The organism is Streptomyces seoulensis (assembly GCF_004328625.1).
GTDB lineage: Bacteria > Actinomycetota > Actinomycetes > Streptomycetales > Streptomycetaceae > Streptomyces > Streptomyces seoulensis.
On record NZ_CP032229.1, the window covers coordinates 2,027,781 to 2,052,431 of the forward strand.

Below are 24,651 nucleotides of genomic sequence, written 5' to 3' on the forward strand. Positions count from 1 at the left end.
CGGAGCGGGTGGTGTCTCGCGCGTGGTGGTCTCCACCCACGTGTTCGGCCGCGGCGCCGTCGTGGCCGGTCGCGCAGTTCCCCGCGCCCCTGGGTAGGCGCAGCTCAGCCTCACTGGAATCCTCCCCCCTGCCCAGCTGCGGGCAGTCGTGCCGCTGGGCGGCACGGGTGGGCGCAGCGGCACCACTCGCGGCGCCGCGGGCAGACGACGGCCCCCGGCGTCGCGTGGACGCCGGGGGCCTTCGCTCGGTTACGCCTGCGGCAAGCGGTCCAGCTGGGACTGGAGGCGGAGCATGTCCTCCTCCGCCTTGGCCAGGCGGCCGCGGATCTTGTCGACGACCGCGTCCGGGGCCTTCGCGAGGAACGCCTCGTTGCCGAGCTTGGCCGTGGCGGCGGCCTTCTCCTTCTCCGCCGCGGCGAGATCCTTCGCGAGCCGCTTCCGCTCCGCCGCGATGTCGATCGTCCCGGAGAGGTCGAGCGCGACCTCCGCCCCGGCGACCGGCAGGGTGGCCGTCGCCGTGAAGGACTCCCCCTCCGGCTGGAGCCGCAGAAGCTGACGGATGGCAGCCTCGTGCGGAGCGAGCGCCGTACCGGTCAGGGTGAGCCGCGCCGGAACCCGCTGACCCGGCTGGAGGCCCTGGTCGGCACGGAAGCGGCGGACCTCGGTGATGACGGACTGGAGGGACTCGATCTCCCGCTCGGCAGCGGCGTCACGGAACCCGGAGTCGGAGGGCCACTCGGCGACGACCAGCGACTCCCCGCCGGTCAGCGTCGTCCACAGCGTCTCCGTGACGAAGGGGACCACCGGATGCAGCAGCTTCAGCGTGACGTCGAGGACCTCGCCGAGGACCCGCTTGGAGACCTCGGCCGCCTCGCCGCCCGCCTGGAACGTGGTCTTGGACAGCTCCACGTACCAGTCGAAGACCTCGTCCCACGCGAAGTGGAACAGCGCGTCCGAGAGCTTGGCGAACTGGTAGTCCTCGTAGAACGCGTCGACCTCGGCCACGACCGAGTTGAGGCGGGAGAGGATCCAGCGGTCGGTGGCGGACATCGCGGAGGCGTCCGGCAGCGGCCCCTCGATGGTCGCGCCGTTCATCAGCGCGAAGCGCGTCGCGTTCCAGATCTTGTTGGCGAAGTTGCGCGAGCCCTGGACCCACTCCTCGCCGATCGGCACGTCGACGCCGGGGTTGGCGCCGCGCGCGAGGGTGAAGCGGAGCGCGTCGGAGCCGTACTTGTCCATCCAGTCCAGCGGGTTGACCGCGTTGCCGAAGGACTTCGACATCTTCTTGCCGAACTGGTCACGGACCATGCCGTGCAGGGCGATGGTGTGGAACGGCGGGGTGCCGTCCATCGCGTAGAGGCCGAACATCATCATCCGGGCGACCCAGAAGAAGAGGATGTCGTAGCCGGTGACCAGGACGGAGTTCGGGTAGAACTTCGCGAGCGACTCGGTCTGCTCGGGCCAGCCCAGGGTGGAGAAGGGCCACAGGCCGGAGGAGAACCAGGTGTCCAGGACGTCGGTGTCCTGGTGCCAGCCCTCGCCGGTGGGCGCCTCGTCGTCGGGGCCGACGCAGACGACCTCGCCTTCGGGGCCGTACCAGACCGGGATGCGGTGGCCCCACCAGAGCTGGCGCGAGATGCACCAGTCGTGGAGGTTGTCGACCCAGTCGAAGTACCGCTTCTCCATCTCCTGCGGGTGGATCTTGACCTTGCCGTCGCGGACCGCGTCACCGGCGGCCTTGGCGAGCGGGCCGACCTTGACCCACCACTGCATGGACAGGCGCGGCTCGATGGTGGTCTTGCAGCGCGAGCAGTGCCCCACCGAGTGGACGTAGGGCCGCTTCTCGGCGACGATCCGGCCCTCGGCGCGCAGCGCGGCGACGATGGCGGAGCGGGCCTCCAGGCGGTCCAGGCCCTGGAAGGGGCCGGGGGTGGTGATGACGGCGTGCTCGTCCATGACGGTGATGGACGGCAGGTCGTGCCGCTGGCCGATCTCGAAGTCGTTCGGGTCGTGCGCCGGGGTCACCTTGACGGCGCCGGTGCCGAACTCGGGGTCGACGTGCTCGTCGGCGACGACCGGGATGGCGCGGTCGGTCAGCGGGAGCTTGATCAGCTTGCCGATGAGGTGCTGGTACCGCTCGTCCTCGGGGTGGACGGCGACCGCGGTGTCCCCGAGCATCGTCTCGGCGCGGGTGGTGGCGACGACGATCGTCTCGTCACCCTCGCCGTACTTCATGGAAACGAGCTCGCCGTCGTCGTCCTGGTACTCGACCTCGATGTCGGAGATCGCGGTGAGGCAGCGCGGGCACCAGTTGATGATGCGCTCGGCGCGGTAGATCAGCTCGTCGTCGTAGAGGCGCTTGAAGATGGTCTGGACGGCCTGGGAGAGGCCCTCGTCCATGGTGAAGCGCTCGCGGGACCAGGCGACGCCGTCGCCGAGGCGGCGCATCTGGCCGGAGATCTGGCCGCCGGACTCGCCCTTCCACTGCCAGACGCGGTCGACGAACGCCTCGCGGCCCAGGTCGTGGCGGGACTTGCCCTCCTTGCCCAGCTCGCGCTCGACGACGTTCTGGGTGGCGATGCCGGCGTGGTCCATGCCGGGCTGCCACAGGGTCTCGTAGCCCTGCATGCGCTTGCGGCGGGTCAGGGCGTCGATGATGGTGTGCTCGAAGGCGTGGCCCAGGTGGAGGCTGCCGGTGACGTTGGGCGGGGGGATGACGACGGTGAAGGGCGGCTTGTCGCTCTTCTCGTCGGCTTCGAAGTAGCCCCGCTCCACCCAGCGCTCGTACAGCGGCCCCTCTACGTCGGCCGGCGCGTACTGGGTCGGCAGTTCGGTCTCGGGCGCTGATGGCTGCTGCTGAGCGTTCTCGGTCACGGGGGTCAGTTTAGAGGTGCCACGGGGTGCTCCCGAAACGCGTTTGTTCTGTAACGGTGCGGCCCCCGGTGCCACCTGTCCTCGCGCCCTGGGCAAGGATGGCGGCAACACCTGAACATCTGGAGGGGAACCCAGCCATGAGCAGCAACCAGCCGGGCCCGTACGGCGGACAGCCCCCGCAGCCGGGTCCTTACGGTCAGGCTGGTCAGCCCGGCCCCTACGGCCGGCAGCCCTCGGCCCAGCCCGGCCCGTACGGGCAGCCGGGGCCCTACGGTCAGCCCCCGCAGACGCCCCAGCCGGGCTGCGGCTACCCGCAGTCCCCGCCGCCCCCGCCCGGTCCCCCGGCCCCGCCGCAGGCCCCCTACGGGTACCCGCAGCAGCAGGGCGTGCCCCAGCAGCCGGGCCCCTACGCCCAGCCCCAGCAGAACCCCTACGGGCAGCAGCCCCCGCAGGCCCCTTACGGGCAGGCCCCCTACGGCGCCCCGCAGCCGCCGGTGCAGGGCCGCAACAACTCCAAGCGGAACGGGCTGATCATCGGCGCGGTGGCCGTGGTGGCCGCCGTGGCGGTGGGCGTCTACTTCCTGACCAGTGGCGGTGGCGGTGGCGGTGACATCGCCGACGACGGCCCGCACAAGCTCACCACGCCCTCGACGGTGCTCTCGGAGTACAAGAAGGGCAAGAGCGACAACGGCGCGATGACCAAGGACGATCTGAAGGACGCCGAGAACTGGGGCGTCGAGGACCCGAAGGACGTCAGCGCCGAGTACGCGGCCGGGAACGTCGACAACCCGCTGAGCAAGAAGGTCATCGAGTTCGGCGGGGTGTACGGGAAGATCGCGGACCCGGAGAAGACGGTCGACGGGCTGTTCGCCTACATGAAGGACCAGAGCAGCAAGGACGCCGAGCACAAGTACAAGCTGATCGGTGAGCCGAAGCGGTACGAGCCGTCGGCGCTCGGGGACGCGGTCCTCAAGTGCCAGCAGGCCAAGGGCGACACCTCGGGCAGCGGCGAGGGCGTGCCCAAGGAGATGACGTTCTCCTTCTGCGTGTGGGGCGACCACAGCACCGTCGGTTTCGTGATGCCGATGGACATCGCCACCCTGGCGGCGGGCCGCAGCAGCGACCCGGCGCAGGACGCGGAGCTGACCGCCAAGTTCCGCTCGGCGGTGCGCGTCAAGGCGTGACGGGACACATGCAGAAGGGCCCCGGCCGACCGGCCGGGGCCCTTCTTCGTGCTGCTGGGGGGGGTTACGCGGTCTTCTGCTCGCCCTGGCCGCGTCCCCGGGAGTCCCTCGGGATCAGCGTCGGGTTGACGTTGGAGTGCACGACGTCGGCCGTGACGACCACGCGGGCCACGTCCTTGCGGGACGGCACCTCGTACATCACCGACATCAGCACCTCCTCCATGATGGCGCGCAGGCCGCGCGCGCCGGTCTGGCGGAGGATGGCCTGGTCCGCGATGGCCTCCAGCGCCTCGCGCTCGAAGTCCAGCTCCACGCCGTCGAGTTCGAAGAGGCGCTGGTACTGCTTGACCAGCGCGTTGCGCGGCTCGACCAGGATCTTGAGCAGGGCCTCGCGGTCGAGGTTGTGCACCGAGGTGATGACCGGGAGACGGCCGATGAACTCGGGGATCATCCCGAACTTCACCAGGTCCTCGGGCATGATGTCCTCGAAGATGTCCTTGGCGGCCAGCTCGCGCTTGGAGCGGATGGTGGCGCCGAAGCCGATGCCCTTCGCGCCCGCCCGCGCCTCGATGATCTTCTCCAGGCCGGAGAAGGCACCGCCCACGATGAACAGCACGTTCGTCGTGTCGATCTGGATGAACTCCTGGTGCGGGTGCTTGCGTCCGCCCTGCGGCGGCACCGAGGCGGTGGTGCCCTCCAGGATCTTCAGCAGGGCCTGCTGGACGCCCTCGCCGCTCACATCGCGGGTGATCGACGGGTTTTCGCTCTTCCGGGCGACCTTGTCGATCTCGTCGATGTAGATGATGCCCGTCTCGGCCTTCTTGACGTCGTAGTCGGCGGCCTGGATGAGCTTCAGCAGGATGTTCTCGACGTCCTCACCGACATAGCCCGCCTCGGTCAGCGCGGTGGCGTCCGCGATGGCGAAGGGGACGTTGAGCATGCGGGCCAGGGTCTGGGCCAGCAGCGTCTTGCCGGAGCCGGTGGGGCCGAGCAGCAGGATGTTGGACTTGGCCAACTCGATGGCGTCCTCGCGGCCTTGGCCGCCGCCGTTCTCCCCGGCCTGGACGCGCTTGTAGTGGTTGTACACCGCGACGGAGAGGGCCTTCTTGGCCGCTTCCTGGCCGACCACGTAGCTCTCGAGGAACTCGTAGATCTCACGGGGCTTGGGGAGTTCCTCCCAGCGCACCTCGCTGGTCTCGGCCAGCTCTTCCTCGATGATCTCGTTGCAGAGATCGATGCATTCGTCGCAGATGTACACACCGGGACCTGCGATGAGCTTCTTGACCTGCTTCTGGCTCTTGCCGCAGAACGAGCACTTGAGCAGATCGCCGCCGTCACCGATGCGTGCCACGGTGTGCTTCCCCTTCGCCTGGGAGACGCCTGGACACAGAACGGGTCCAACGACTCCTGGTGCTGCCTTATGTCGACGGTACCTTGCCGGGCCCGGTGTTCGGGCCCCCCTTGGCAGGGTTCACTTTGACGTGCACCCTGCCAAGAGGGCCCCGAAGTGCGCAACCTCGGTCAGCGGACCGCTTCGTTGTTCATCTTGCGGGTGGAGATGATCTGGTCGACGAGGCCGTACTCCAGCGCCTCCTCGGCCGTGAGGATCTTGTCGCGCTCGATGTCCTCGCGGATCTTCTCGATCGGCCGGTTGGTGTGCGTCGCCAGCATGTCCTCCAGCTGCTCACGCATCCGGGTGAACTCCTTGGCGATGATCTCCAGGTCGGAGAGCTGACCGCGCCCGGTGGAGCCCGCCGGCTGGTGGATCAGCACACGCGAGTTCGGCAGCGCCATGCGCTTGCCGGGGGTGCCGGCGGCGAGCAGGATGGCGGCGGCCGAGGCGGCCTGGCCCATGCACACCGTCTGGATGTCCGGCTTCACGAACTGCATGGTGTCGTAGATGGCCGTGAGGGCCGTCATGTCACCGCCGGGGCTGTTGATGTAGATCGAGATGTCCCGGTCGGGGTCCATCGACTCCAGGCACAGCAGCTGCGCCATGACGTCGTTGGCCGAGGCGTCGTCGATCTGGACGCCCAGGAAGATCACGCGCTCCTCGAAGAGCTTCGCGTACGGGTCGTACTCGCGGACGCCCTGGGAAGTGCGCTCGACGAAGCGCGGGATGATGTAACGGCTGTCGGGGCGGGGGCCCTCGTACATACCGCTGGCGGCGCCGGGAAAGTCGTTCATGGGGTGTTCACCGTCCTGGTGGCGTGCTGGGAGCTGTCGATGGCGTGCGTGCGGGGCGTGGCCGGTCAGGCGCCGGTGCCGCCGCCTCCCGGGACACCCGAGGCGTGCGTGATGATCTCGTCGATGAGACCGTACTCCTTGGCCTCTTCCGGGGTGAACCAGCGGTCGCGGTCACCGTCGCGGATGATCGCCTCCACCGTCTGGCCGGAGTGCTGGGCGGTCAGCTCGGACATGCGCTTCTTCGTACGCAGCAGGTACTCGGCCTGGATCTTGATGTCCGAGACCGTACCGCCGAGGCCCGCGGAGCCCTGGTGCATCATGATGTCCGCGTGCGGCAGCGCGAAGCGCTTGCCGGCCGCGCCGCCGGTGAGCAGGAACTGGCCCATCGAGGCCGCCATGCCCATGGCGATGGTGACCACGTCGTTCGGGATGTACTGCATGGTGTCGTAGATCGCCATGCCGGCCGTCACCGAGCCGCCGGGGCTGTTGATGTAGAGGTAGATGTCCTTCTCGGGGTCGGCGGCGAGGAGGAGCAACTGGGCGGTGATCTTGTTGGCGATGTCGTCGTCGACCTGCTGGCCGAGGAAGATGATCCGCTCGCCCAGCAGCCGGTTGTAGACCTGGTCACCGAGGCCACCACCGATGGAGGGCTCGCCGGCGGCGGTAGGCATCAGATTCGTCACGTATCCACCTGCTCGTCTTACGACGGCGCCGGGCCGTCTCACGTAGTCCTGCCGGGGCTTGGCGGGGTCGGCTGATTCCCCTGCTCCCCGTATTCATGGACCCTAACGCTCTGGTCCCCCGGGAGAATCCCGCAGAAGCAGGTGTTCGCCGGGGGCGTAGTGCTGTGTGGTGATGCGACAGGCCCCCGGAAGACTCGCTTCCGGGGGCCTGCTGTCAAGCGGACGTACCTGAGGGTCAGCCCTCGGTCTTCTCGTCGGCGGACTCGGTGGCCTCGGTGGTCTCCTCGGTCTCCTCGTCCTCGTCGTCCAGGTCGACGATCTCGCCGTTGGTGTCCTTGACGGTCGCGGCCTCGACCACGACGGCCAGGGCCTTGCCGCGGGCGACCTCACCGACGAGCAGCGGCACCTGGCCGCCCTCGACGACGGCCTGGGCGAACTGGTCGGGGGACATGCCGGAGGAGGCGGCGCGGCGCATGAGGTGCTCGGTGAGCTCCTCCTGGTTGACGCCCAGGTTCTCCTTCTTCACCAGCTCGTCGAGGACGAACTGGGTCTTGATGCCCTTGACCGCGGCCTCACGGGTCTCGGTGTCGAACTCCTCGGCGGTCTTGCCCTGGATCTCCAGGTACTTGTCGAGGGTCAGGCCCATCTGGCCGAGCTGGTGGTGCTCCAGGTTGTGCTTGCGGGTGTTGACCTCGTCCTCGAGGAGCTTCTCGGGGACGGGGACCTCTACCAGCTCGAGGAGCTTGTCGAGCACACGCTCCTGGGCCTGGGTGGCCTGGTCGTACTGCTTCATGTTGGCCAGGCGCTTGGTGCTGTCGGCCTTCAGCTCGTCCAGGGTGTCGAACTCGGACGCGAGCTGCGCGAAGTCGTCGTCCAGCTCGGGCAGTTCACGGGCGGCGACCTGAGTGACCTTGACGGTGACCTCGGCCTCGCGGCCGGCGGCGGAGCCGCCCTTCAGCTCGGAGGTGAAGGTGGCCTCCTCGCCGGCGGACAGGCCCTTGACGGCCTCGTCGATGCCGTCGAGCAGCTCGCCGGAGCCGATGGTGTAGGACACGCCGCTGGCGACGCCGTCCTCCAGCACGTCGCCGTCGACCTTGGCCTCCAGGTCGATCGTCACGACGTCGCCGTCCTCGGCGGCACGCTCGACCGGGGAGGTCGAGGCGAAGCGCTCACGGAGCTGCTCGACCGACTTCTCGACGTCCTCGTCGCTGACCTCGATGGCGTCGACCTCGACCTCGATGCCGGAGTAGTCCGGGATCTCCAGGGTCGGGCGGATGTCGACCTCGGCGGTGAAGTTCAGCGTCTCGCCGTCCTTCAGCTCGGTGATGTCGACCTCGGGCTGGCCCAGCGGGGTCAGCTCGGCCTCGTTGACCGCCTCGGTGTAGAACTTCGGGAGCGCGTCGTTGACGGCCTCTTCGAGCACCGCACCGCGACCGAACCGCTGGTCGATGACGCGGGCCGGGATCTTGCCCTTGCGGAAGCCCTTCACCGTGACCTGCTGGTTGATCTTCTGGTACGCCGCGTCGAGGCTGTCCTTGAGCTCCTCGAAGGGCACCTCGACAGTGAGCCGAACCCGAGTCGGGTTCAGGGTCTCCACGGCGCTCTTCACGGTTCGGTCTCCTTGTGGCTGACTTCTTGGGTTCTGCCGGAGCCAGACAGCCCCGGCGGATAGCCGCCCGGAGGAGTAGCAGGCCATGAGGCCGGACACACGGGCGCGCAGCTTGCATAGTAACCGCAGCCGGTCAGCGCCCCAAAAGGCGATCTTCACGACACCGTGAGCCAGTGGTCGGGGTGGCGGGATTTGAACCCACGGCCTTCCGCTCCCAAAGCGGACGCGCTACCAAGCTGCGCCACACCCCGTCTGGTGCGAGTCGTAGGGTACATGCCCCGGCCGGGCGCGTCGTCGCGTCGCGCGGGGCACCGGGGGCACCCCGTGGCACCGCCAGGTTCGCCCGCACGCCGGGGGCTCCGCTACGATGCCTCCAGTGCCGCGGTCACCGACGCGCGGTGCGCACTCGCGGGCGTAGCTCAATGGTAGAGCCCTAGTCTTCCAAACTAGCTACGCGGGTTCGATTCCCGTCGCCCGCTCTTATGACTCAGGGGCCCGGCTGCCGTCACGGCGGCGCCGGGCCCCTGAGTCGTTCGCGCGACCTCAGAAGCTGATGGAGTTGACCATCTCCGCTATCGAGTTGAGGAAGCGGCTGATGGAGGGCGCCATCCCGGTGGAGGCGAGGAAGAAGCCGAAGAGGATCGCCACGACGGCCGGACCGGCCTTGATGTTCCCTCCCCGCATCAACACCACCAGGATGATCGCCAACAGCAGCACCACGGACAGTGAAATGGCCACAACTGATCACACCCTCGGTCGGTTCGCTCTCCCGGCCTGGAGGCACCGTGCAGCACACCTCCGCCAGAACCATCGTGCCACCAACCAGCCCTCTGTATGCGGCTAGTGACACATCGTCGGCCAGGTGTCCCGGCGCGGGGCGTGCCCCGGTCGCCAATTCGACGTCTCACCATGGGTGATGGCGACAGTAATTGCCCAACATCATTTCCACACCCACACATCGCCGCGTGAACCTCTCTCACGGGTAATTCCCATTGAGCGGTGACCGGTCGACCATGACCCAATTCGGATGGATGAATCGGGACATCGAGGGGCAAAGAACCGACCGTATTGTGCCTGCCATCACCCCGCTTCCGCAGGCACGTTGCGGGATTTCCGGGGTATCCGAAGCCGATAAACGTGAATGACCTCGATGGTTTTACGGACTCACACACGCGAGGCTAGGGTGCCTGAGATGTTCGACGCCTCCCCGTCCCCCGGTCAGACCCGCGCGCCGACGCCACCGGCTGCCCAGCCGGTGCCGGAGAGATCCGCGAAGCAGCGCGACTCGTTCTTCGACAACGCCAAGTACCTGGCGATCGTGCTGGTGGCGATGGGGCACTCGTGGGAGGCGCTGTACGCGGACAGCCGCGTGCTCCGGTCCCTGTACATCTTCGTGTACACCTTCCACATGCCGGCGTTCATCATCATCTCCGGCTACTTCTCGCGCAGTTTCGACATGCGCCCGGACCGGCTGAAGCGGCTGATCACCGGGGTCGCCGTGCCGTACGTGATCTTCGAGACGGTCTACTCCCTCTTCCGGGACCACTTCGGCCAGGACGGCGAGACCGGGATCACCCTGCTCGACCCGTACTTCCTGTCCTGGTTCCTGGCGGCGCTGTTCGTGTGGCGGCTGACGACCCCGCTGTGGAAGGTCGTTCGCCGGCCGCTCCCGCTGGCCCTCGCCATCGCGATGCTGGCGACCGTCTCCCCCGCGATCAGCAACGACCTGGACTTCCAGCGGCTGTTGCAGTTCCTGCCGTGCTTCGTGCTGGGGCTGTGCCTGAAGCCGGAGCACTTCCGGATGGTGCGCACCCGTGCCATGCGCATCGCCTCGGTGCCGATCGTCGCGGGCGCGCTGGCCGTGGCGTGGCTCGTGGTGCCGCACATCGACTTCGGCTGGTTCTACCGCCGGGACGCCGCCCAGGAGATGGGCGCCCCCTGGTGGACCGGCCCGCTGATGACGCTGGCCCTGTTCGCCTGCTCGGTGGTGCTGACGGCCTGCTTCCTGGCCTGGGTGCCGGGGCGCCGGATGTGGTTCACCTCGCTGGGCGCGGGCACGATCTGCGGCTATCTGCTGCACGGCTTCGTCCTCAAGTACACCCGCTGGGAGGGCTGGTACGACGCCCACTGGCTGCACAGCCCGCTCGGCGCGCTGCTGGTGACCGCCTTCGCGGTCACGGTCGTCACGCTGCTGTGCACGGCTCCGGTGCGCCGGGTGTTCCGGTGCGTGATGGAGCCGAAGATGGAGTGGGCGTTCAAGCAGGACCCCGCCCAGCAGGCGCGGGAGCGTCAGCACGGCGAGCGCAAGCAGCCCGTACGGGAGAAGGCGGGCGTGTAGCGCGCCTCCCCTACTCCTCTTCCGGCCGGCCGAGAAGCGCGCGCATCCGCGTGTACTTCTCGGCCAGTCGCATGCGGGTCGGCCCGTCCAGCACCGCGAGGCGGGCCGGGTCGGCGTTGTGCGCGAGGTCGGCGTGCTTGACCAGGGCGGCGCCCGGGGTGGCGAGGATGCGGCGGGCGTACTCCTCGGGCGGCTCGCCGGGGCGCTTGGTGAGGGCGAGCACGATGGCCTTGGTGCGCGGGGTGAGGGCGGCGCCGTCGAGCCACTCCTCGGTGAGCGCGTCGTCCTCGACGGAGTCGTGCAGCCAGGCCGCCGCGATCTGCTCCGCGTCGCCCCCGCGTGCCCGTACCCCCTCGGCGACGGCCGCGAGGTGTTCGGCGTACGGGCGGCCCGCCTTGTCGGTCTGGCCGGCGTGGGCGTGGCGGGCGAGGTCCTCGACCTGGGCCAGGGTGAGCTCAGTCATCGGTCCAGTCTCGCACCGGGGTTCAGCGCACGGGCGCGGATGCCTCGCGGCAGATCAGCAGCAGGGCGCGGTCGTCGTTGACGTCCTTGGCGACGGCCTCGATGAGGTGCCAGGCGGCGCCGTGGAAGCCGCCGGCCACATAGCGGTCGGCCTCGCCGGTGAGGCGGTCGATGCCCTCGGCGATGTCCCGGTCGCTGGCTTCCACCAGGCCGTCGGTGAAGAGCATCAGGACGTCTCCGGGCCGCAGGGTGCCCTTCGTGGAGTCGAACTGGCCCCCGTCGTACACCCCGAGGAGATGCCCCTCGGCGGCCTTCTCCTCCCAGCGGCCGGTGCCGGCGCTGAGCTGGAGGCCCGGGGGGTGTCCGGCGGAGTACAGCTCGTAGTCGCCGGAGTCGAGGTCGAGCACCAGGTGGATGGAGGTGGCGAAGCCCTCGTCCCAGTCCTGGCGGAGCAGGTAGCCGTTGGCGGCGGGCAGGAAGGAGTGCGGGGGCAGCGAGCCGAGCAGGCCGCCGAAGGCGCCGGACAGCAGCAGGGCGCGGGAGCCGGCGTCCATGCCCTTGCCGGAGACGTCGGTGAGGACGACCTCCAGGGTGCGGCCGCCGTTGGTGCGGGCGGCGACGACGAAGTCACCGGAGAAGGACTGGCCGCCCGCCGGGCGCAGCGCCATCTCCTGGTGCCAGCCCCGCGGCAGCTGCGGCAACTCGCTCTGGGCGCGGATGCGTTCGCGGAGGTCGAAGAGCATGGTGCCGCCGCGGCGCCAGGGCACGCCGACCCGGCTGCGGAACTGGGCGGTCAGCAGCCCGAAGAACCCGCAGGCGGCGACGACCAGCACGATGCCGGGGGTGACCCTGGAGGGTCCCTCGGTGTACGGGCCGAGCCGTACCGACTCCACGATGAGGGCGGCGGCCGCCGTGGCGTACAGGCCGAGCAGGCTGGCGGGGCGCAGGACCAGGCCGCCGGCGACGATCGGGATGACCAGGGTGGCCGGGGAGCACCAGACGGAGTTGGCCAGTGTGAGGGCCATGAGCGCGGGAATGGTGAGGAGCAGGCCGACCAGGGCTATCCAGTCGGGGCCGTCGCCGCGGAAGTAGTCGACCGCGCTTCTGCGCAGCGCGACGCGGACCCGGTGCCACTCCATCTTCCACCGGGCCGTGAACGTCTCGGCCTTCGCGCGCCGTTCTCGTCCTGCTGCCATCAGTTCGGGACCCTATCCATCCAGCCGGCCGCGTGGTACGGGAGGTCCCACTTGTCCCCCGTGCGAGGTCACTTCGCGTTTCGACCACGCGGTCCGACTACACAGTGAACGGCACGGAAGGCCATCCGCGCTGCCACCCGGCGGAAATTCCCCGCCCTCCCGGGCGGCAGGCTGCGCTTACTGGCAGGACAGAACGGGGCGCACGACCGGTTCACGGATGCGCACGGGGCGCACGAGGTCAGCCCGGCTGACAGGCGGGGCACCAGAAGAGGTTGCGGCCGGCGAGCCCGGCGGTGCGGATCTCGCTGCCGCAGAGGTGGCAGGGCTGGGCGGCCCGGCGGTAGACGTACACCTCGCCGCCATGGTCGTCGACGCGGGGCGGGCGGCCCATCGCTTCCGGGGTGTGCTCGGGGCGGACGGTGTCGATGCGGCCCAGGCGTACGCCCTCGCGCATCAGCGCCGCAAGGTCGGCCCAGATCGCGTCCCACTCGGCCTTGGTGAGGTCGCGGCCGGCGCGGTAGGGGTCGATGCCGTGCCGGAAGAGGACCTCGGCGCGGTAGACGTTGCCGACGCCCGCGATGACCTTCTGGTCCATCAGCAGGGCGGCGACCGAGGTGCGGCTGCGGCTGATCCGCGCCCAGGCGGCGGCCGGGTCGGCGTCGGGGCGCAGCGGGTCGGGGCCGAGGCGGTCGTGGACGGCCCGCTTCTCGGCGTCGGTGATCAGCGCACAGGTGGTCGGGCCGCGCAGGTCGACGTAGGCGGTGTCGTTGGCGAGGCGGAGCCGGACGGTGTCCGTCGGCGGGGGCGCGGGGGCCGGGCCGAAGGCGACCTTGCCGAAGAGACCGAGGTGGATGTGGACCCAGTCGCTGTCGCGGAAGCCGAGGAAGAGGTGCTTGCCGTGGGCGTCGGTGGTGGTCAGCCCGGCGCCGGTGAGCAGATCGGCGGCGTCGGCGAACTTGCCCTGGGGGCTGGTCACCAGCGGGGCGGTACCGGCGAAGCGCTCGGCGTAGTCCCGCGCCAGCCGGTGGATCGTGTGCCCTTCTGGCACGGCCGGGCGTCCTTCCTGGGTCTGCGGGGCGCCCCCGCCGCGCTCGGGCGGCGGGGGCGACGCGGGGTTACTGCTGGGGGTGGTGCGCCGGGATGGGCGGGAGCTCGCCGGTGTTCTCGTACTCCGTCAGCATGTCGATGCGCCGGACGTGGCGCTCCTCGCCGGAGAACGGGGTGCCCAGGAAGATCTCGACGAACTTGGTCGCCTCGTCCTCGGTGTGCATCCGGGCGCCGACGGCGATGACGTTGGCGTCGTTGTGCTCGCGGCCGAGCGCGGCGGTCTCCTCGCTCCAGGCGAGGGCGGCGCGCACCCCCTTCACCTTGTTGGCGGCGATCTGCTCGCCGTTGCCGGAGCCGCCGATCACGATGCCGAGGGAGCCGGGGTCCGCGACGGTGCGCTCAGCGGCCCGGAGGCAGAAGGGCGGGTAGTCGTCCTGGGCGTCGTAGATGTGCGGCCCGCAGTCGACGGGCTCGTGCCCCGCCGCCTTCAGCCACTCGACGAGGTGGTTCTTGAGTTCGTAGCCCGCATGGTCGGAGCCGAGATACACGCGCATGGACCGAGTGTGTCACGCCCGAATCCGGGCAGCAGCTCCGGGTTCGATCGGGGATATGTGATGCGGACCATAGAACCTCAAGGAAACCTCAAGTAACAATCCGGATTCAGAGGTTCCCGAATTCGTTCCCCTCAGATTCACTGGACCGCCTCGTACACCGCTCGTGCGAGGCCCCGTACGACGACGTACGACTGCTGCGCCGTACGTACGGGAACCGCTCCACCTGGCGCAAAGGAATTCCGCCCATGTCCCATGGTTCCGGGCTGCAAGCAGGTCTCAAGAACCGCCACCTTTCGATGATCGCCATCGGAGGTGTGATCGGTGCCGGTCTTTTCGTCGGCTCCAGTACGGGTATCGCCACCGCGGGCCCCGGCATCCTGCTGTCCTACGCCCTCGTCGGCACGCTCGTCGTCCTCGTGATGCGGATGCTGGGCGAGATGTCCGCGGCCAACCCGACCTCCGGGTCCTTCTCCGCGCACGCCGACCGCGCGCTCGGCCGCTGGGCCGGGTTCTCCATCGGCTGGCTGTACTGGTTCTTCTGGGTCGTGGTGCTCGCCGTCGAGGCGACGGCCGGCGCGAAGATCCTGGAGGGCTGGATACCGGCCGTCCCGCAGTGGGGCTGGGCGCTGATCGTGATGCTGGTGCTCACGGCCACCAACCTGGTCTCGGTGGGCTCCTACGGCGAGTTCGAGTTCTGGTTCGCCGGGATCAAGGTCGTGGCGATCGGCGCGTTCATCGTGGTCGGCGCGCTGGCGGTCTTCGGGGTGCTGCCGGGGGCGCACAGCGACAAGGCGGGCCTGTCCAACCTCACCGCGCACGGGGGCTTCCTGCCGCACGGGCCGGGCGCGATCCTCACCGGTGTGCTGCTGGTCGTCTTCTCCTTCATGGGCTCCGAGATCGCCACGCTGGCGGCCGGTGAGTCGGAGAACCCGCAGCGCGCGGTCACCAAGTCGACCAACAGCATCATCTGGCGCATCGCGGTCTTCTACCTGGGCTCGATCCTCGTCGTGGTCTCGCTGCTGCCGTGGAACGACCCGTCGATCAAGACCGACGGCTCCTACGTGGCCGCGCTGAACTCGCTGGGTATCGCGCACGCCGGTCAGATCATGAACTTCATCGTGCTGACCTCGGTGCTGTCCTGTCTGAACTCGGGTCTGTACACCGCGTCCCGGATGGCGTTCTCGCTCGGTGAGCGGGGTGACGCGCCGAAGATGTTCGCGAAGACCAACTCCCGCGGTGTGCCGATGGCCGCGATCCTGGCCTCGGTGCTGTTCGGCTTCGTCGCGGTGTTCTTCAACTACAAGTTCCCCGACTCGGTCTTCCTCTTCCTGGTGAACTCCAGCGGCGCGGTCGCGCTCTTCGTCTGGCTGGTCATCTGCTTCTCGCAGCTCCGGATGCGGAAGATCATCCAGCGGGAGGCGCCGGAGAAGCTCGTCGTCAAGATGTGGCTCTACCCGTACCTCACCTGGGCCACGGCCGCGCTGATCGTCTTCGTCCTCGGCTACATGCTGACCGACACGGAACACGACGGCCGCGAGACGGTCCTGCTCTCCCTGATGGTCGCCGCCATCGTCCTGATCATCGCCTTCGTGAAGCAGTCGGTCACGGCGAAGAAGAACCAGCCGGAGATCCCGGCGACGGAGGACCCGGAGAAGGTCCCGGCGGCCTAGCCTCCGGCCCGACATCGACGTGAGAGGGGAGGGAGCCCGGCGGGGCTCCCTCCCCTCTCACGTCTCTGTCAGCCACCGAGCACGAGCCCCACGCCGACGAAGAGCGGCAGTGTGAGGAGCACCCTGATCGGCAGCCCCGCGGGGAACGGCGGCAGTTCGGCCTCCGGCACCCCGGCCTCCCGGGCGAGGACCGGCGTGCCAGGCCCTCGTGCTGGCCTGGCACGGACAGCGTCATACCGAAGAGCATCCCGCTGAACGCTCCGAGACACCCCGCGACGGAGCGGCCCTCCAGGGCGTAGAGCCCCATCGCCACCAGAACACCCAGAGGGAGGGCGAGTCAGAGTGGCCCGGCCGCGCGGCCGGCCCCCAAGGGCGTGACGACACGGCTCCGTCCTCGGACCACGCGCGCGCCGACCTCGTGAAAAAGCCCCAGGACCGGTCGGTCCTGGGGCTTTTTCGGTGCCTGGCGTCAGCGCTTCAGGAACTTCCACGCCGTCGGGAGGACGCCCATCGCCAGGGCCGCCTTGAGGGCGTCACCGATGAGGAAGGGGGTCAGGCCCGCCGCGATGGCCGCTGTGGCGGACATGTGGGCGGTGAGGGCGAGGTAGGGGACGCCGACGGCGTAGATGATGGCCTCGCCGACGAGCATCGTGCCCGCCATGCGCAGCGGGGAGCGGTCCGCGCCCCGGCGGGCGAGGGCGCCGACGGCCGCGGCGGCGAGGAGCATGCCGAGGACGTAGCCGAAGGAGACGGACGCGCCGGAGCCGCCCTGGGCGAACCACGGCACACCGGCGAGGCCCGCGGCGGCGTACAGCGCGAGGGCGGCGAAGCCGCGGCGGGCGCCGAGCGTCGTGCCGACCAGCAGCGCGGCGAAGGTCTGCCCCGTCACCGGGACCGGCGAGCCGGGCACCGGCACCGCGATCTGGGCCGCGACACCGGTGAGCGCAGCCCCGCCGAGCACGAGGGCGGCGTCGCGCACGCGCGAGGTGGGAAGGAGGTCGGCGAGGACGGCGCCGGGCCGAGCGGTGACGCTGGCGGTGCTCATGGGGACTCCGCGGGTCTGTGGACAGGGGCAGGGGACAACACCGCGACGCTATACCGGCCCGCACGCGCCGATCACCGTCTGTGCTCGACAAAGGCGTGAACAGCGGCTTGGTGGGCTTCGCACAAAGGATGCGCCTTACACCGGACCCGGCGTGATACCGGTCACCGAGCGCCCCGCCACCCGGTGAACGGACGTAAGCATTCCGTAGGCACACCGTCCGCATACCGGACACTCCGCGTACCCCCCGGCCGGCTTCGCCCAGACTGGGGGAGTTTTTACCCACCTACCGCACTGGACGAGCCGCGCCGATGCCCAGCACCACCACGCAAGCGTCCCAGGAGCAGAAGCAGGGCGTCCCGCTCTCCTCCGGCCTCAAACAGCGCCACCTCTCCATGATCGCCCTGGGCGGGGTGATCGGCGCGGGCCTGTTCGTCGGCTCCGGCGCCGGTATCGCCGCCGCGGGCCCCTCCATCGTGGTCGCCTACACCCTCTCCGGCCTGCTGGTCCTGCTGGTGATGCGGATGCTGGGCGAGCTGTCCTCGGCGTACCCCTCCTCGGGGTCGTTCTCCGCGCACGCCGAGCGCGCGATCGGGCCGTGGGCCGGGTTCACCGTCGGCTGGTCGTTCTGGGTCATGCAGTGCACGGTGGTCGGCCTGGAGGGCATCGGCGCCGGGAAGATCGTCAGCGGCTGGCTGCCCGGGACCCCGCAGTGGGCCTGGGTCGCGCTGTTCATGCTGGTCTTCTGCGGCGCCAACCTGACCGCGGTGAAGAACTTCGGCGAGTTCGAGTTCTGGTTCGCCGCCCTCAAGGTCGCCGCGATCTGCGGCTTCCTGCTGCTCGGCGTGCTGGCCATAGCGGGCGTACTGCCCGGCACCCACTCCCCCGGCGCCTCCCACCTCACCGACTTCCTGCCCAACGGCGGCGAGGGCCTGGTCCTCGGCCTGCTCGCGTCGGTGTTCGCGTACGGCGGTCTGGAGACGGTCACCATCGCGGCCGCCGAGTCCGAGGACCCGGTGCGGGGCGTGGCGAGCGCGGTGCGCACCACGATGTGGCGGATCGCGCTGTTCTACATCGGCTCGATGGCCGTCGTGGTCACCCTGGTGCCGTGGGACTCGAAGGAGGTCGTGGAGCGCGGCCCGTACGTCGCCGCCCTGGACACCCTCGGCATCCCCGGCGCCGGCCGCGTGATGGACGTCGTGGTGCTGGCCGCGCTGCTCTCCGCGATGAACGCCAACATCTACGGCTCCTCGCGCATGCTGCACTCCCTGGTCCAGCGGGGCCTCGGCCCGAAGGCGCTGGCGAAGGTGTCCGGCGGGGTGCCCCGGATCGCGGTGCTGGTCTCGTCGGTGTTCGGCTTCGGCTGCGTGCTGCTGAGCTACTGGCGCCCGGACGACGTGTTCATGTGGCTGCTCAACATGATCGGCGCGGTCATCCTGGTGGTCTGGATGTTCGTCGGCGCCTCCCAGCTCCTGCTGCGCCGCCGCGCCGAGCGCGCCGGTGACCCGCCGCCCGCCGTGCGGATGTGGGCGTTCCCGTGGCTGACCTGGGCCGCGCTGCTGGGCATGGTGGTGATCCTGGTACTGATGGCCCAGCAGCCCGGTACCCGCGTCCAGCTCTACTCCACCGGCGGCATGACCCTGGCCCTGGCGGCGGGCGGCTACGTCTGGCAGCGGGCGCGCGCCCGGAGCTGAGCCCCCGCAGCAGCCCGCAGAAGAAGGCCCTCACGTGCACGACACGTGGGGGCCTTTCGCGTACCCCCATGTCCGGGCGGAGCTTTTTGTTGCTAGCGTGTAGTTGCAAGTAAGTTGCAATAAGGCTCGGAGGGGACCCGTCCATGTCCGTCTACACGCTGCCCGAACTGCCCTACGACTACGCCGCGCTCGCGCCGGTCATCAGCCCCGAGATCATCGAGCTGCACCACGACAAGCACCACGCGGCCTATGTGAAGGGCGCCAACGACACCCTGGAGCAGCTCGCCGAGGCGCGGGACAAGGACGCCTGGGGCTCGGTGAACGGGCTCGAGAAGAGCCTCGCCTTCCACCTCTCCGGCCACATCCTGCACAGCATCTACTGGCAGAACATGACCGGCCCGAAGGACGGCGGCGGCGAGCCGCTGGAGCGGGACGGGGTGGGCGAACTGGCGGACGCGATCAAGGAGTCGTTCGGCTCCTTCGCGGCCTTCAAGGCCCAGCTGACCAAGGCGTCGGCCACCACCCAGGGCTCCGGCTGGGGCGTGCTGGCGTACGAGCCGCTGAGCGGCCGGCTGATCGTGGAGCAGATCTACGACCACCAGGGCAACGTCGGCCAGGGCTCCACCCCGGTGCTGGTGTTCGACGCCTGGGAGCACGCCTTCTACCTCCAGTACAAGAACCAGAAGGTCGACTTCATCGAGGCGATGTGGCAGGTCGTGAACTGGCAGGACGTGGCCCGGCGCTACACCGCCGCCAAGTCCCGCGCGGACGTGCTGCTGCTGGCCCCCTGAAGTTTCCGAGCGTCCCGCCTCGTGATCGTCTTCTCAACCTTCACCCGGCGGGCGGATGAAGGAAGCCCCCCGCGAGGACGTGACTCGCGGGGGGCTTCTTCACACGGCGGCTAGAGGTTGCTGAAGTCCGGGCCGACCGTACGGCTGCGCTTCAGCTCGTAGAAGCCCGGCACCGAGGCGACCGCGAGGGTGCCGTCCCACAGGCGGGCCGCCTCCTCGCCCTTGGGGGCCGGGGTGACGACCGGGCCGAAGAAGGCGATCTGCTCGCCGTCCGGGCCGGGGACCGCGATGACCGGGGTGCCCACGTCCTGGCCGACCTTCTCGATGCCCTCCTTGTGGGAGGCGCGCAGCTCGGCGTCGAACTCGAAGTCGGTCTGGTCGAAGTAGTCGATCAGGTCGGCGGGCAGGCCGACCTCGTCCAGCGCGCCCACGACGGCCTCGCGGCTCGGGCCCTCGCCCTCGTTGTGGATACGGGTGCCGAGCGCGGTGTACAGCGGGCCGAGCACGTCCGCGCCGTGCTTCTGCCAGGCGGCGGTGACCACCCGGACCGGCTGCCACGCCTTGGTGGCGAGCATCTCCCGGTACTCCTCGGGCAGCTCGTCGATGCGGTCCTCGTTGAGGACGGCGAGGCTCATGATGTGCCAGCGCACCTCGATGTCCCGGACCTTCTCCACCTCCAGCACCCAGCGGGAGGTCATCCAGGCCCAGGGGCAGAGCGGGTCGAACCAGAAGTCCACCGGGGTCTTGCCCGACGTGGTCGCGGTCTCGGACATGTCTCTCCTCGCGAGAAGGTCTTTTCAGCGGCAACAGCGCCCCGGGCCGCGCAATTCCCCGATGCCGCCGGTCAGGGCCGCATGGCAGGATCGTCCCGTTCAGTGCCCCGCATCTTGCGACCACAAGGGAGTGCCGCCCGTGCCCGGTGAGAATCTGTCCCGCGACGAGGCCCGTGAGCGGGCCGCCCTGCTGTCCGTCGACGGGTACGACGTGGCGCTGGACCTGCGCTCCGCCGTGGGCGAGTCCGAGGCCGAGCCGCGGACCTTCCGCTCGGTGACCACGATCCGCTTCCGCTGCGCCGAGCCGGGCGCGACGAGCTTCGCCGACCTGATCGCGCCGGGCGTGACCGCGGTGTCGCTCAACGGCCGCGACCTCGACCCCGGCGAGGTGTTCGACGGCACCCGGATCACGCTGGAGGACCTGGCCGCCGACAACGAGCTGATCGTGGATGCCCAGTGCGCCTACTCCCGCACCGGCGAGGGCATGCACCGCTTCGTCGACCCCGAGGACGGCGAGGTCTACCTCTACACGCAGTACGAACCGGCCGACTCACGCAGGGTGTTCGCCAACTTCGAGCAGCCCGACCTCAAGGCGCCCTTCCGCTTCGAGGTCCGCGCGCCCGAGGGCTGGACGGTGTGGAGCAACGGCGCCGGTGAACTCACCGACGGGGTCTGGCGGTTCGCGGAGACCAAGCCGATCTCCACCTACATCACCTGCGTGGTGGCGGGCCCGTACCACTATGTGACCGACTCCTACGAGCGTGTGCTGGCGGACGGGTCCACGCTGGAGATCCCGCTCGGCGCGATGTGCCGCAAGGGTCTGGCGCCCTACTTCGACGCCGAGGACGTCTTCCTGATCACCAAGCAGGGGCTGGACTTCTTCCACGAGAACTTCGACTACCCGTACCCCTTCGGGAAGTACGACCAGGCGTTCGTGCCGGAGTACAACCTCGGCGCGATGGAGAACCCGGGGCTGGTGACCTTCCGGGAGGAGTACATCTTCCGGGGCAAGGTCACGCAGGCGTCGTACGAGGCGCGGGCCAACGTCATCCTGCACGAGATGGCGCACATGTGGTTCGGCGACCTGGTCACCATGGTGTGGTGGGACGACCTGTGGCTGAAGGAGTCCTTCGCGGACTTCATGGGCACCTTCGGCAACGTGGGCGCGACCCGCTTCAAGGACGCCTGGACGACGTTCGCCAACCGCCGCAAGGCATGGGCGTACCGCGCCGACCAGCTCCCCTCCACGCACCCGATCACCGCCGACATCCGCGACCTCCAGGACGCCAAGCTCAACTTCGACGGCATCACCTACGCCAAGGGCGCCTCCGTCCTCAAGCAGCTGGTGGCGTACGTCGGCCAGGACGCCTTCCTGGAGGGCGCCCGGCGCTACTTCAAGCGGCACGCGTACGGCAACACCCGGCTGGGCGACCTGCTGTCGGTGCTCGCGGAGACCAGCGGCCGGGACATGTCGGCGTGGTCGGCGGCCTGGCTCCAGACGGCCGGGGTCAACTCCCTCACCCCGCAGGTGCTGTTGGACGACGAGGGCCGGATCGCCGAGCTGGCCGTGGTGCAGGAGGCGCCGGAGTCGCATCCCGAACTGCGCCCGCACCGGGTGAAGGTGGGCCTGTACCGGCTGGACGATAAGGGCGGGCTGGAGCGGTACCGGAGCATCGAGGCGGACGTCGAGGGCCCGCGCACGGTGCTGGCCGAGCCGGCCGGCGCCCAGGCCCCCGACCTCGTCCTGGTCAACGACGACGACCTCACCTACTGCAAGATCCGCTTCGACGAGACCTCGCTCGCCACCCTCCGCGAGCACCTCGGCGACCTGGCCGACCCCCTCGCCCGTGCCCTGTGCTGGTCGGCGCTGTGGAACCTGACGCGGGACAGCCTGCTGCCCGCGCGGGAGTTCGCGGGGCTGGTGCTGCGGTTCGCGGGCCGGGAGTCCGACATCGGCGTGCTCCAGATGCTGCACGCCTGGGCCGGCACGGCCCTGGAGCGGTACGCGGCCCCCGAGTGGCGGGCCACGGGCGGGGAGCTGCTGGCGCAGGGCGCGCTGAAGGAGCTGAGGTCGGCCGAGCCGGGCAGCGAGGCGCAGCTGGCCTGGGCGCGGTTCTTCGCCTCGGTCGCGACCGGCGCGGCCGACCTCGCCCTGCTGAAGGACCTGCTGGACGGCACCGAGACGGTCGAGGGCCTCACCGTGGACCAGGAGCTGCGCTGGGCGTTCCTGGAGCCGCTCGCCGCGCACGGGGTGGCCGGTGAGGAGGTGCTCGCGGCCGAACTGGCCCGCGACGACACCGCTTCGGGCAAGCGGCACCAGGTGCGCTGCCTGGCCGCCCGGCCCTCGGCGGCGGTCAAGGCGCAGGCGTGGGCGCAGGTCGTGGAGTCGGACGCGCTGTCCAACGCGCTGGTGGAGGCGACCCTTTCGGGCTTCGGCCGGCCGGGCCAGGAGGAACTGACCGCGCCGTACGCGGAGAAGTACTTCGCGGTGCTGGAGCGGGTGTGGCGGGAGCGGTCGATCCAGATCGCCATGCACATCGTCAACGGACTGTTCCCGGCGCACCAGGACCGGCCCGAGACGCTCGCGGCGACGGACGCGTGGCTCGCGGAGCACGCGGACGCGGCCCCGGCGCTGCGGCGGCTGGTGCTGGAGGCGCGGGACGACCTGGCGCGGGCGCTGCGCGCACAGGCGTGCGACGCGGGAGCCTGATCCTTGGCCTGAGCTTCGGCACCCGGTGACCGTTACGGAATCCGGGCACGGCGCCCCGTAACCCCTGGTCCTTCCCGATCGGACCAGGGGTTTTGGCCGCCTAGTCGGCATCCGAACACCCGTCCTTTAGTACCGTGTTGTCCGCATTGTTCGACGAATGTGTAACAGCGGTTACGGGTGGGCCGGAAGTAGGGCATTCCAGAGCCATGACGCACGACACCCCGCTCTCCCCCCGCCCCCTCCGCCACCTCACCGAGGTCCACCGCCGGGTCCTCACCGCCGCCCAGCTGCGCACCCACGGGGTGACCACCGCCGAGCTGAACGAGCGGTGCCGGGCCGACGGCCCCTGGCGGCTGCTGCTGCCCAACGTGGTCCTGCTGCACCCCGGTTCGCCCACGAGCGAGGAGCGCCTGCACGGCGCGCTGCTGTACGCCTCCCGCGAGTCCGTGCCCGGTGTGCCCGCCCAGCCCGGCGCGGGCGACCCGCACCGGGGTGCCTACGCCGAGGCGATGCTCACCGGCCTGGCCGCCCTCGCCCTGCACGGCCTGCCCTCCGCGCCCCCGCTGCTCTCCCTGGAGCGGATCGACGTCCTGGTCCCCCGGCTTCGCCGGCTGCGCTCGACCGGCTATGTGCGGGTGGTGCGCACCGCGGACCTCCCGGCGGCGCGGCCCGTCGCGGGCCTGCCGGTGGCCCCGGTGGCGCGGGCGGTCGCGGACGCGGTGGCCCATCTGACGGACGCGGACACGGTACGGCGGCTGCTGGCCGAGGCGGTACGCGACGGCCACTGCGATCCGGCAGGGCTGGTACGGGAGTTGACCGAGGCCAGGCTGATGGGCCGGGCCCATGTGGTGGACGCGGTGGACTCGCTGGTGGCCGAGGGCCGCGCGGTCGCCGAGGACCGGCTGTACCGGATGGTCACCGGGTACGGGCTGCCCGACCCGGTGTGGAACGTGGACCTGCGCCTGCCCGGCGGCCCCCACCTGGGCGGCCTGGACGCCTACTGGCCCGAGCAGGCGGTCGCCGTCGAGCTGGACACCCGGGCCCCGCGCCAGGACGAGGACGCGACCTGGTCGGAGTACGCCCGCAAGCGGGAGCACCTGGAGCGGCTCGGCATCACGGTCGTCCACATCACCCCGAAGAAGCTCAGGGAAGCGGCCGAACAGCAGGCCGCGGTCGTCCGCACGGCCCTGATGGCCGCCGGCGACCGCGACCCGGCCGCGTATGTGGTGGTGCTGCCCCGCTAGCCGGTCTCGCCCAGCGTGCCCAGGCGGCCGGTGGGCGGGCGGTCGCGCCACAGACCGAGGGCGGTGTCGACCAGGGAGACGCGGGTCAGGCCGGGCACGGCACCCAGGTCGTGCCAGGCGGCCAGGTCGGTGGAGCCGCCCACCTCGTAGCGGAGTTCACCGCCGGTGACGTGCGCCGCGTACAGCAGCCGGACCCCGTGGTGGTCGATCTGGCGGCCGGGGAAACGGCCGGGCAGCACCGCCCGGTTGGTGTGCACGCCGAGCAGGTCGGTCACCTCCACCCGGTACCCGGTCTCCTCGGCCACCTCGCGGCGCACGGTGTCGTACGGGTCCTCGCCGAACTCGGCGCCGCCGCCCGGCAGTACCCACTCGTGGCCGCCGCCCCGCGCGGGTGAGCGGGCGAGCAGGAGCTGTCCGTCGCGGACACACACGGCGTAGGCCGCCACCCTCAACTTGCGTCGCATGACGGGACGTTAGCGCGTCCGGTGCGGGAAACGAGTGAATTCGGGCTCATTCGGTCCCCAACCGCACACATCGCATCGCGGGTTTTCCCCATACATCGATCTCGTTTCGGTCAACGAACCCCAAAATCC

The 24,651-nt window shown here is 70.0% G+C and carries 20 protein-coding genes and 2 tRNA genes; 8 read left to right on the top strand and 14 right to left on the bottom strand.

From position 1 onward, the window contains the following. Nucleotides 1–249: 249 nt before the first annotated feature. Nucleotides 250–2,874 carry a valine--tRNA ligase gene (locus D0Z67_RS09470; RefSeq protein WP_031182279.1) on the bottom strand — a complete coding sequence of 875 codons (2,625 nt, stop codon included), beginning with the start codon at nt 2,872–2,874 and terminating at the stop codon, nt 250–252. A 137-nt stretch (nt 2,875–3,011) separates the two neighbouring features. On the opposite strand from D0Z67_RS09470, the gene D0Z67_RS09475 reads away from it, so the two are divergent. Next, on the top strand, nt 3,012–4,058 hold the full coding sequence (locus D0Z67_RS09475; protein ID WP_031182280.1) for a membrane protein: 1,047 nt from the start codon (nt 3,012–3,014) through the stop codon (nt 4,056–4,058). Nucleotides 4,059–4,122: 64 nt separating this feature from the next. Here D0Z67_RS09475 and clpX read toward each other — a convergent pair whose 3' ends face one another. From clpX to D0Z67_RS09500, 5 genes are all read right to left on the bottom strand, one after another. Further along, complete coding sequence (gene clpX, locus D0Z67_RS09480; protein WP_031182281.1) at nt 4,123–5,409, bottom strand: ATP-dependent Clp protease ATP-binding subunit ClpX; 1,287 nt, start codon at nt 5,407–5,409, stop codon at nt 4,123–4,125. A 170-nt stretch (nt 5,410–5,579) separates the two neighbouring features. Next, nucleotides 5,580–6,245 carry an ATP-dependent Clp protease proteolytic subunit gene (locus tag D0Z67_RS09485; protein ID WP_031182282.1) on the bottom strand — a complete coding sequence of 222 codons (666 nt, stop codon included), beginning with the start codon at nt 6,243–6,245 and terminating at the stop codon, nt 5,580–5,582. 65 nt (nt 6,246–6,310) lie between these two features. Beyond that, a complete protein-coding gene (locus D0Z67_RS09490) occupies nt 6,311–6,916 on the bottom strand; it encodes an ATP-dependent Clp protease proteolytic subunit (RefSeq protein WP_031182283.1) in 606 nt (201 codons plus the stop codon). Between the two features lie 247 nt (nt 6,917–7,163). Beyond that, entirely contained in the window at nt 7,164–8,537 is a 1,374-nt protein-coding gene (tig, locus tag D0Z67_RS09495) for a trigger factor (RefSeq protein WP_031182284.1), read from the bottom strand. A 174-nt stretch (nt 8,538–8,711) separates the two neighbouring features. Continuing rightward, nucleotides 8,712–8,788 (bottom strand) — tRNA-Pro (locus D0Z67_RS09500). Between the two features lie 157 nt (nt 8,789–8,945). Between D0Z67_RS09500 and D0Z67_RS09505 the strand changes: the two genes are divergently transcribed. After that, nucleotides 8,946–9,016 (top strand) — tRNA-Gly (locus D0Z67_RS09505). Between the two features lie 64 nt (nt 9,017–9,080). Here D0Z67_RS09505 and D0Z67_RS09510 read toward each other — a convergent pair. Further along, a complete protein-coding gene (locus tag D0Z67_RS09510) occupies nt 9,081–9,275 on the bottom strand; it encodes a hypothetical protein (RefSeq protein WP_031182285.1) in 195 nt (64 codons plus the stop codon). Nucleotides 9,276–9,729: 454 nt separating this feature from the next. Here D0Z67_RS09510 and D0Z67_RS09515 point away from each other — a divergent pair, with 454 nt between their 5' ends. Then, entirely contained in the window at nt 9,730–10,875 is a 1,146-nt protein-coding gene (locus tag D0Z67_RS09515) for an acyltransferase family protein (RefSeq protein WP_031182286.1), read from the top strand. Between the two features lie 10 nt (nt 10,876–10,885). Here D0Z67_RS09515 and D0Z67_RS09520 read toward each other — a convergent pair whose 3' ends face one another. The 4 genes from D0Z67_RS09520 to D0Z67_RS09535 all read right to left on the bottom strand — a co-directional run bounded on the left by D0Z67_RS09520 (nt 10,886) and on the right by D0Z67_RS09535 (nt 14,134). After that, nucleotides 10,886–11,338 (bottom strand): HD domain-containing protein, encoded by a 453-nt coding sequence (locus tag D0Z67_RS09520; RefSeq protein ID WP_031182287.1) that lies wholly within the window; start codon nt 11,336–11,338, stop codon nt 10,886–10,888. A gap of 22 nt (nt 11,339–11,360) precedes the next feature. Beyond that, entirely contained in the window at nt 11,361–12,533 is a 1,173-nt protein-coding gene (locus D0Z67_RS09525; protein WP_031182288.1) for a PP2C family protein-serine/threonine phosphatase, read from the bottom strand. 238 nt (nt 12,534–12,771) lie between these two features. Next, nucleotides 12,772–13,581: an Fpg/Nei family DNA glycosylase gene (locus tag D0Z67_RS09530; protein ID WP_031182289.1), complete on the bottom strand. Its 810-nt coding sequence runs from the start codon at nt 13,579–13,581 to the stop codon at nt 12,772–12,774. Nucleotides 13,582–13,648: 67 nt separating this feature from the next. Beyond that, on the bottom strand, nt 13,649–14,134 hold the full coding sequence (locus tag D0Z67_RS09535; protein ID WP_031182290.1) for a ribose-5-phosphate isomerase: 486 nt from the start codon (nt 14,132–14,134) through the stop codon (nt 13,649–13,651). 245 nt (nt 14,135–14,379) lie between these two features. Between D0Z67_RS09535 and D0Z67_RS09540 the strand changes: the two genes are divergently transcribed. Next, a complete protein-coding gene (locus D0Z67_RS09540; RefSeq protein WP_031182291.1) occupies nt 14,380–15,804 on the top strand; it encodes an amino acid permease in 1,425 nt (474 codons plus the stop codon). Nucleotides 15,805–16,273: 469 nt separating this feature from the next. Here the strand turns inward: D0Z67_RS09540 and D0Z67_RS09545 are convergent, their stop codons facing one another. Then, nucleotides 16,274–16,849 carry a biotin transporter BioY gene (locus D0Z67_RS09545; RefSeq protein WP_031182292.1) on the bottom strand — a complete coding sequence of 192 codons (576 nt, stop codon included), beginning with the start codon at nt 16,847–16,849 and terminating at the stop codon, nt 16,274–16,276. 308 nt (nt 16,850–17,157) lie between these two features. Between D0Z67_RS09545 and D0Z67_RS09550 the strand changes: the two genes are divergently transcribed. Then, nucleotides 17,158–18,540 carry an amino acid permease gene (locus tag D0Z67_RS09550; protein ID WP_031182293.1) on the top strand — a complete coding sequence of 461 codons (1,383 nt, stop codon included), beginning with the start codon at nt 17,158–17,160 and terminating at the stop codon, nt 18,538–18,540. A gap of 143 nt (nt 18,541–18,683) precedes the next feature. After that, a complete protein-coding gene (locus D0Z67_RS09555; protein ID WP_031182294.1) occupies nt 18,684–19,331 on the top strand; it encodes a superoxide dismutase in 648 nt (215 codons plus the stop codon). 110 nt (nt 19,332–19,441) lie between these two features. Here the strand turns inward: D0Z67_RS09555 and D0Z67_RS09560 are convergent, their stop codons facing one another. Beyond that, nucleotides 19,442–20,104, bottom strand: a complete 663-nt coding sequence (locus D0Z67_RS09560; protein ID WP_030814089.1) for a mycothiol-dependent nitroreductase Rv2466c family protein — start codon at nt 20,102–20,104, stop codon at nt 19,442–19,444. Between the two features lie 139 nt (nt 20,105–20,243). Here D0Z67_RS09560 and pepN point away from each other — a divergent pair, with 139 nt between their 5' ends. Together pepN and D0Z67_RS09570 are read left to right on the top strand one after the other, a co-directional pair. Further along, the gene (pepN, locus tag D0Z67_RS09565) at nt 20,244–22,814 is read left to right on the top strand and encodes an aminopeptidase N (protein WP_031182295.1); all 2,571 of its coding nucleotides are present in this window, start codon (nt 20,244–20,246) and stop codon (nt 22,812–22,814) included. Between the two features lie 206 nt (nt 22,815–23,020). Further along, nucleotides 23,021–24,058, top strand: a complete 1,038-nt coding sequence (locus D0Z67_RS09570) for a hypothetical protein (RefSeq protein ID WP_031182296.1) — start codon at nt 23,021–23,023, stop codon at nt 24,056–24,058. Here D0Z67_RS09570 and D0Z67_RS09575 read toward each other — a convergent pair. Then, nucleotides 24,055–24,522 carry an NUDIX hydrolase gene (locus D0Z67_RS09575; RefSeq protein WP_199812212.1) on the bottom strand — a complete coding sequence of 156 codons (468 nt, stop codon included), beginning with the start codon at nt 24,520–24,522 and terminating at the stop codon, nt 24,055–24,057. The genes D0Z67_RS09570 and D0Z67_RS09575 overlap by 4 nt on opposite strands. Between the last annotated feature and the right edge of the window lie 129 nt (nt 24,523–24,651).

Excerpts from the sequence above, each read along its gene's own strand:
- D0Z67_RS09575 (WP_199812212.1), bottom strand. The coding sequence starts at position 24,522 with ATGCGACGCAAGTTGAGGGTGGCGGCCTACGCCGTGTGTGTCCGCGAC.
- D0Z67_RS09570 (WP_031182296.1), top strand. The coding sequence starts at position 23,021 with ATGACGCACGACACCCCGCTCTCCCCCCGCCCCCTCCGCCACCTCACC.
- D0Z67_RS09520 (WP_031182287.1), bottom strand. The coding sequence starts at position 11,338 with ATGACTGAGCTCACCCTGGCCCAGGTCGAGGACCTCGCCCGCCACGCC.
- D0Z67_RS09540 (WP_031182291.1), top strand. The coding sequence starts at position 14,380 with ATGTCCCATGGTTCCGGGCTGCAAGCAGGTCTCAAGAACCGCCACCTT.
- D0Z67_RS09535 (WP_031182290.1), bottom strand. The coding sequence starts at position 14,134 with ATGCGCGTGTATCTCGGCTCCGACCATGCGGGCTACGAACTCAAGAAC.
- D0Z67_RS09475 (WP_031182280.1), top strand. The coding sequence starts at position 3,012 with ATGAGCAGCAACCAGCCGGGCCCGTACGGCGGACAGCCCCCGCAGCCG.
- D0Z67_RS09515 (WP_031182286.1), top strand. The coding sequence starts at position 9,730 with ATGTTCGACGCCTCCCCGTCCCCCGGTCAGACCCGCGCGCCGACGCCA.
- D0Z67_RS09490 (WP_031182283.1), bottom strand. The coding sequence starts at position 6,916 with ATGCCTACCGCCGCCGGCGAGCCCTCCATCGGTGGTGGCCTCGGTGAC.
- D0Z67_RS09555 (WP_031182294.1), top strand. The coding sequence starts at position 18,684 with ATGTCCGTCTACACGCTGCCCGAACTGCCCTACGACTACGCCGCGCTC.
- D0Z67_RS09525 (WP_031182288.1), bottom strand. The coding sequence starts at position 12,533 with ATGGCAGCAGGACGAGAACGGCGCGCGAAGGCCGAGACGTTCACGGCC.
- D0Z67_RS09485 (WP_031182282.1), bottom strand. The coding sequence starts at position 6,245 with ATGAACGACTTTCCCGGCGCCGCCAGCGGTATGTACGAGGGCCCCCGC.
- D0Z67_RS09560 (WP_030814089.1), bottom strand. The coding sequence starts at position 20,104 with ATGTCCGAGACCGCGACCACGTCGGGCAAGACCCCGGTGGACTTCTGG.
- D0Z67_RS09550 (WP_031182293.1), top strand. The coding sequence starts at position 17,158 with ATGCCCAGCACCACCACGCAAGCGTCCCAGGAGCAGAAGCAGGGCGTC.
- D0Z67_RS09545 (WP_031182292.1), bottom strand. The coding sequence starts at position 16,849 with ATGAGCACCGCCAGCGTCACCGCTCGGCCCGGCGCCGTCCTCGCCGAC.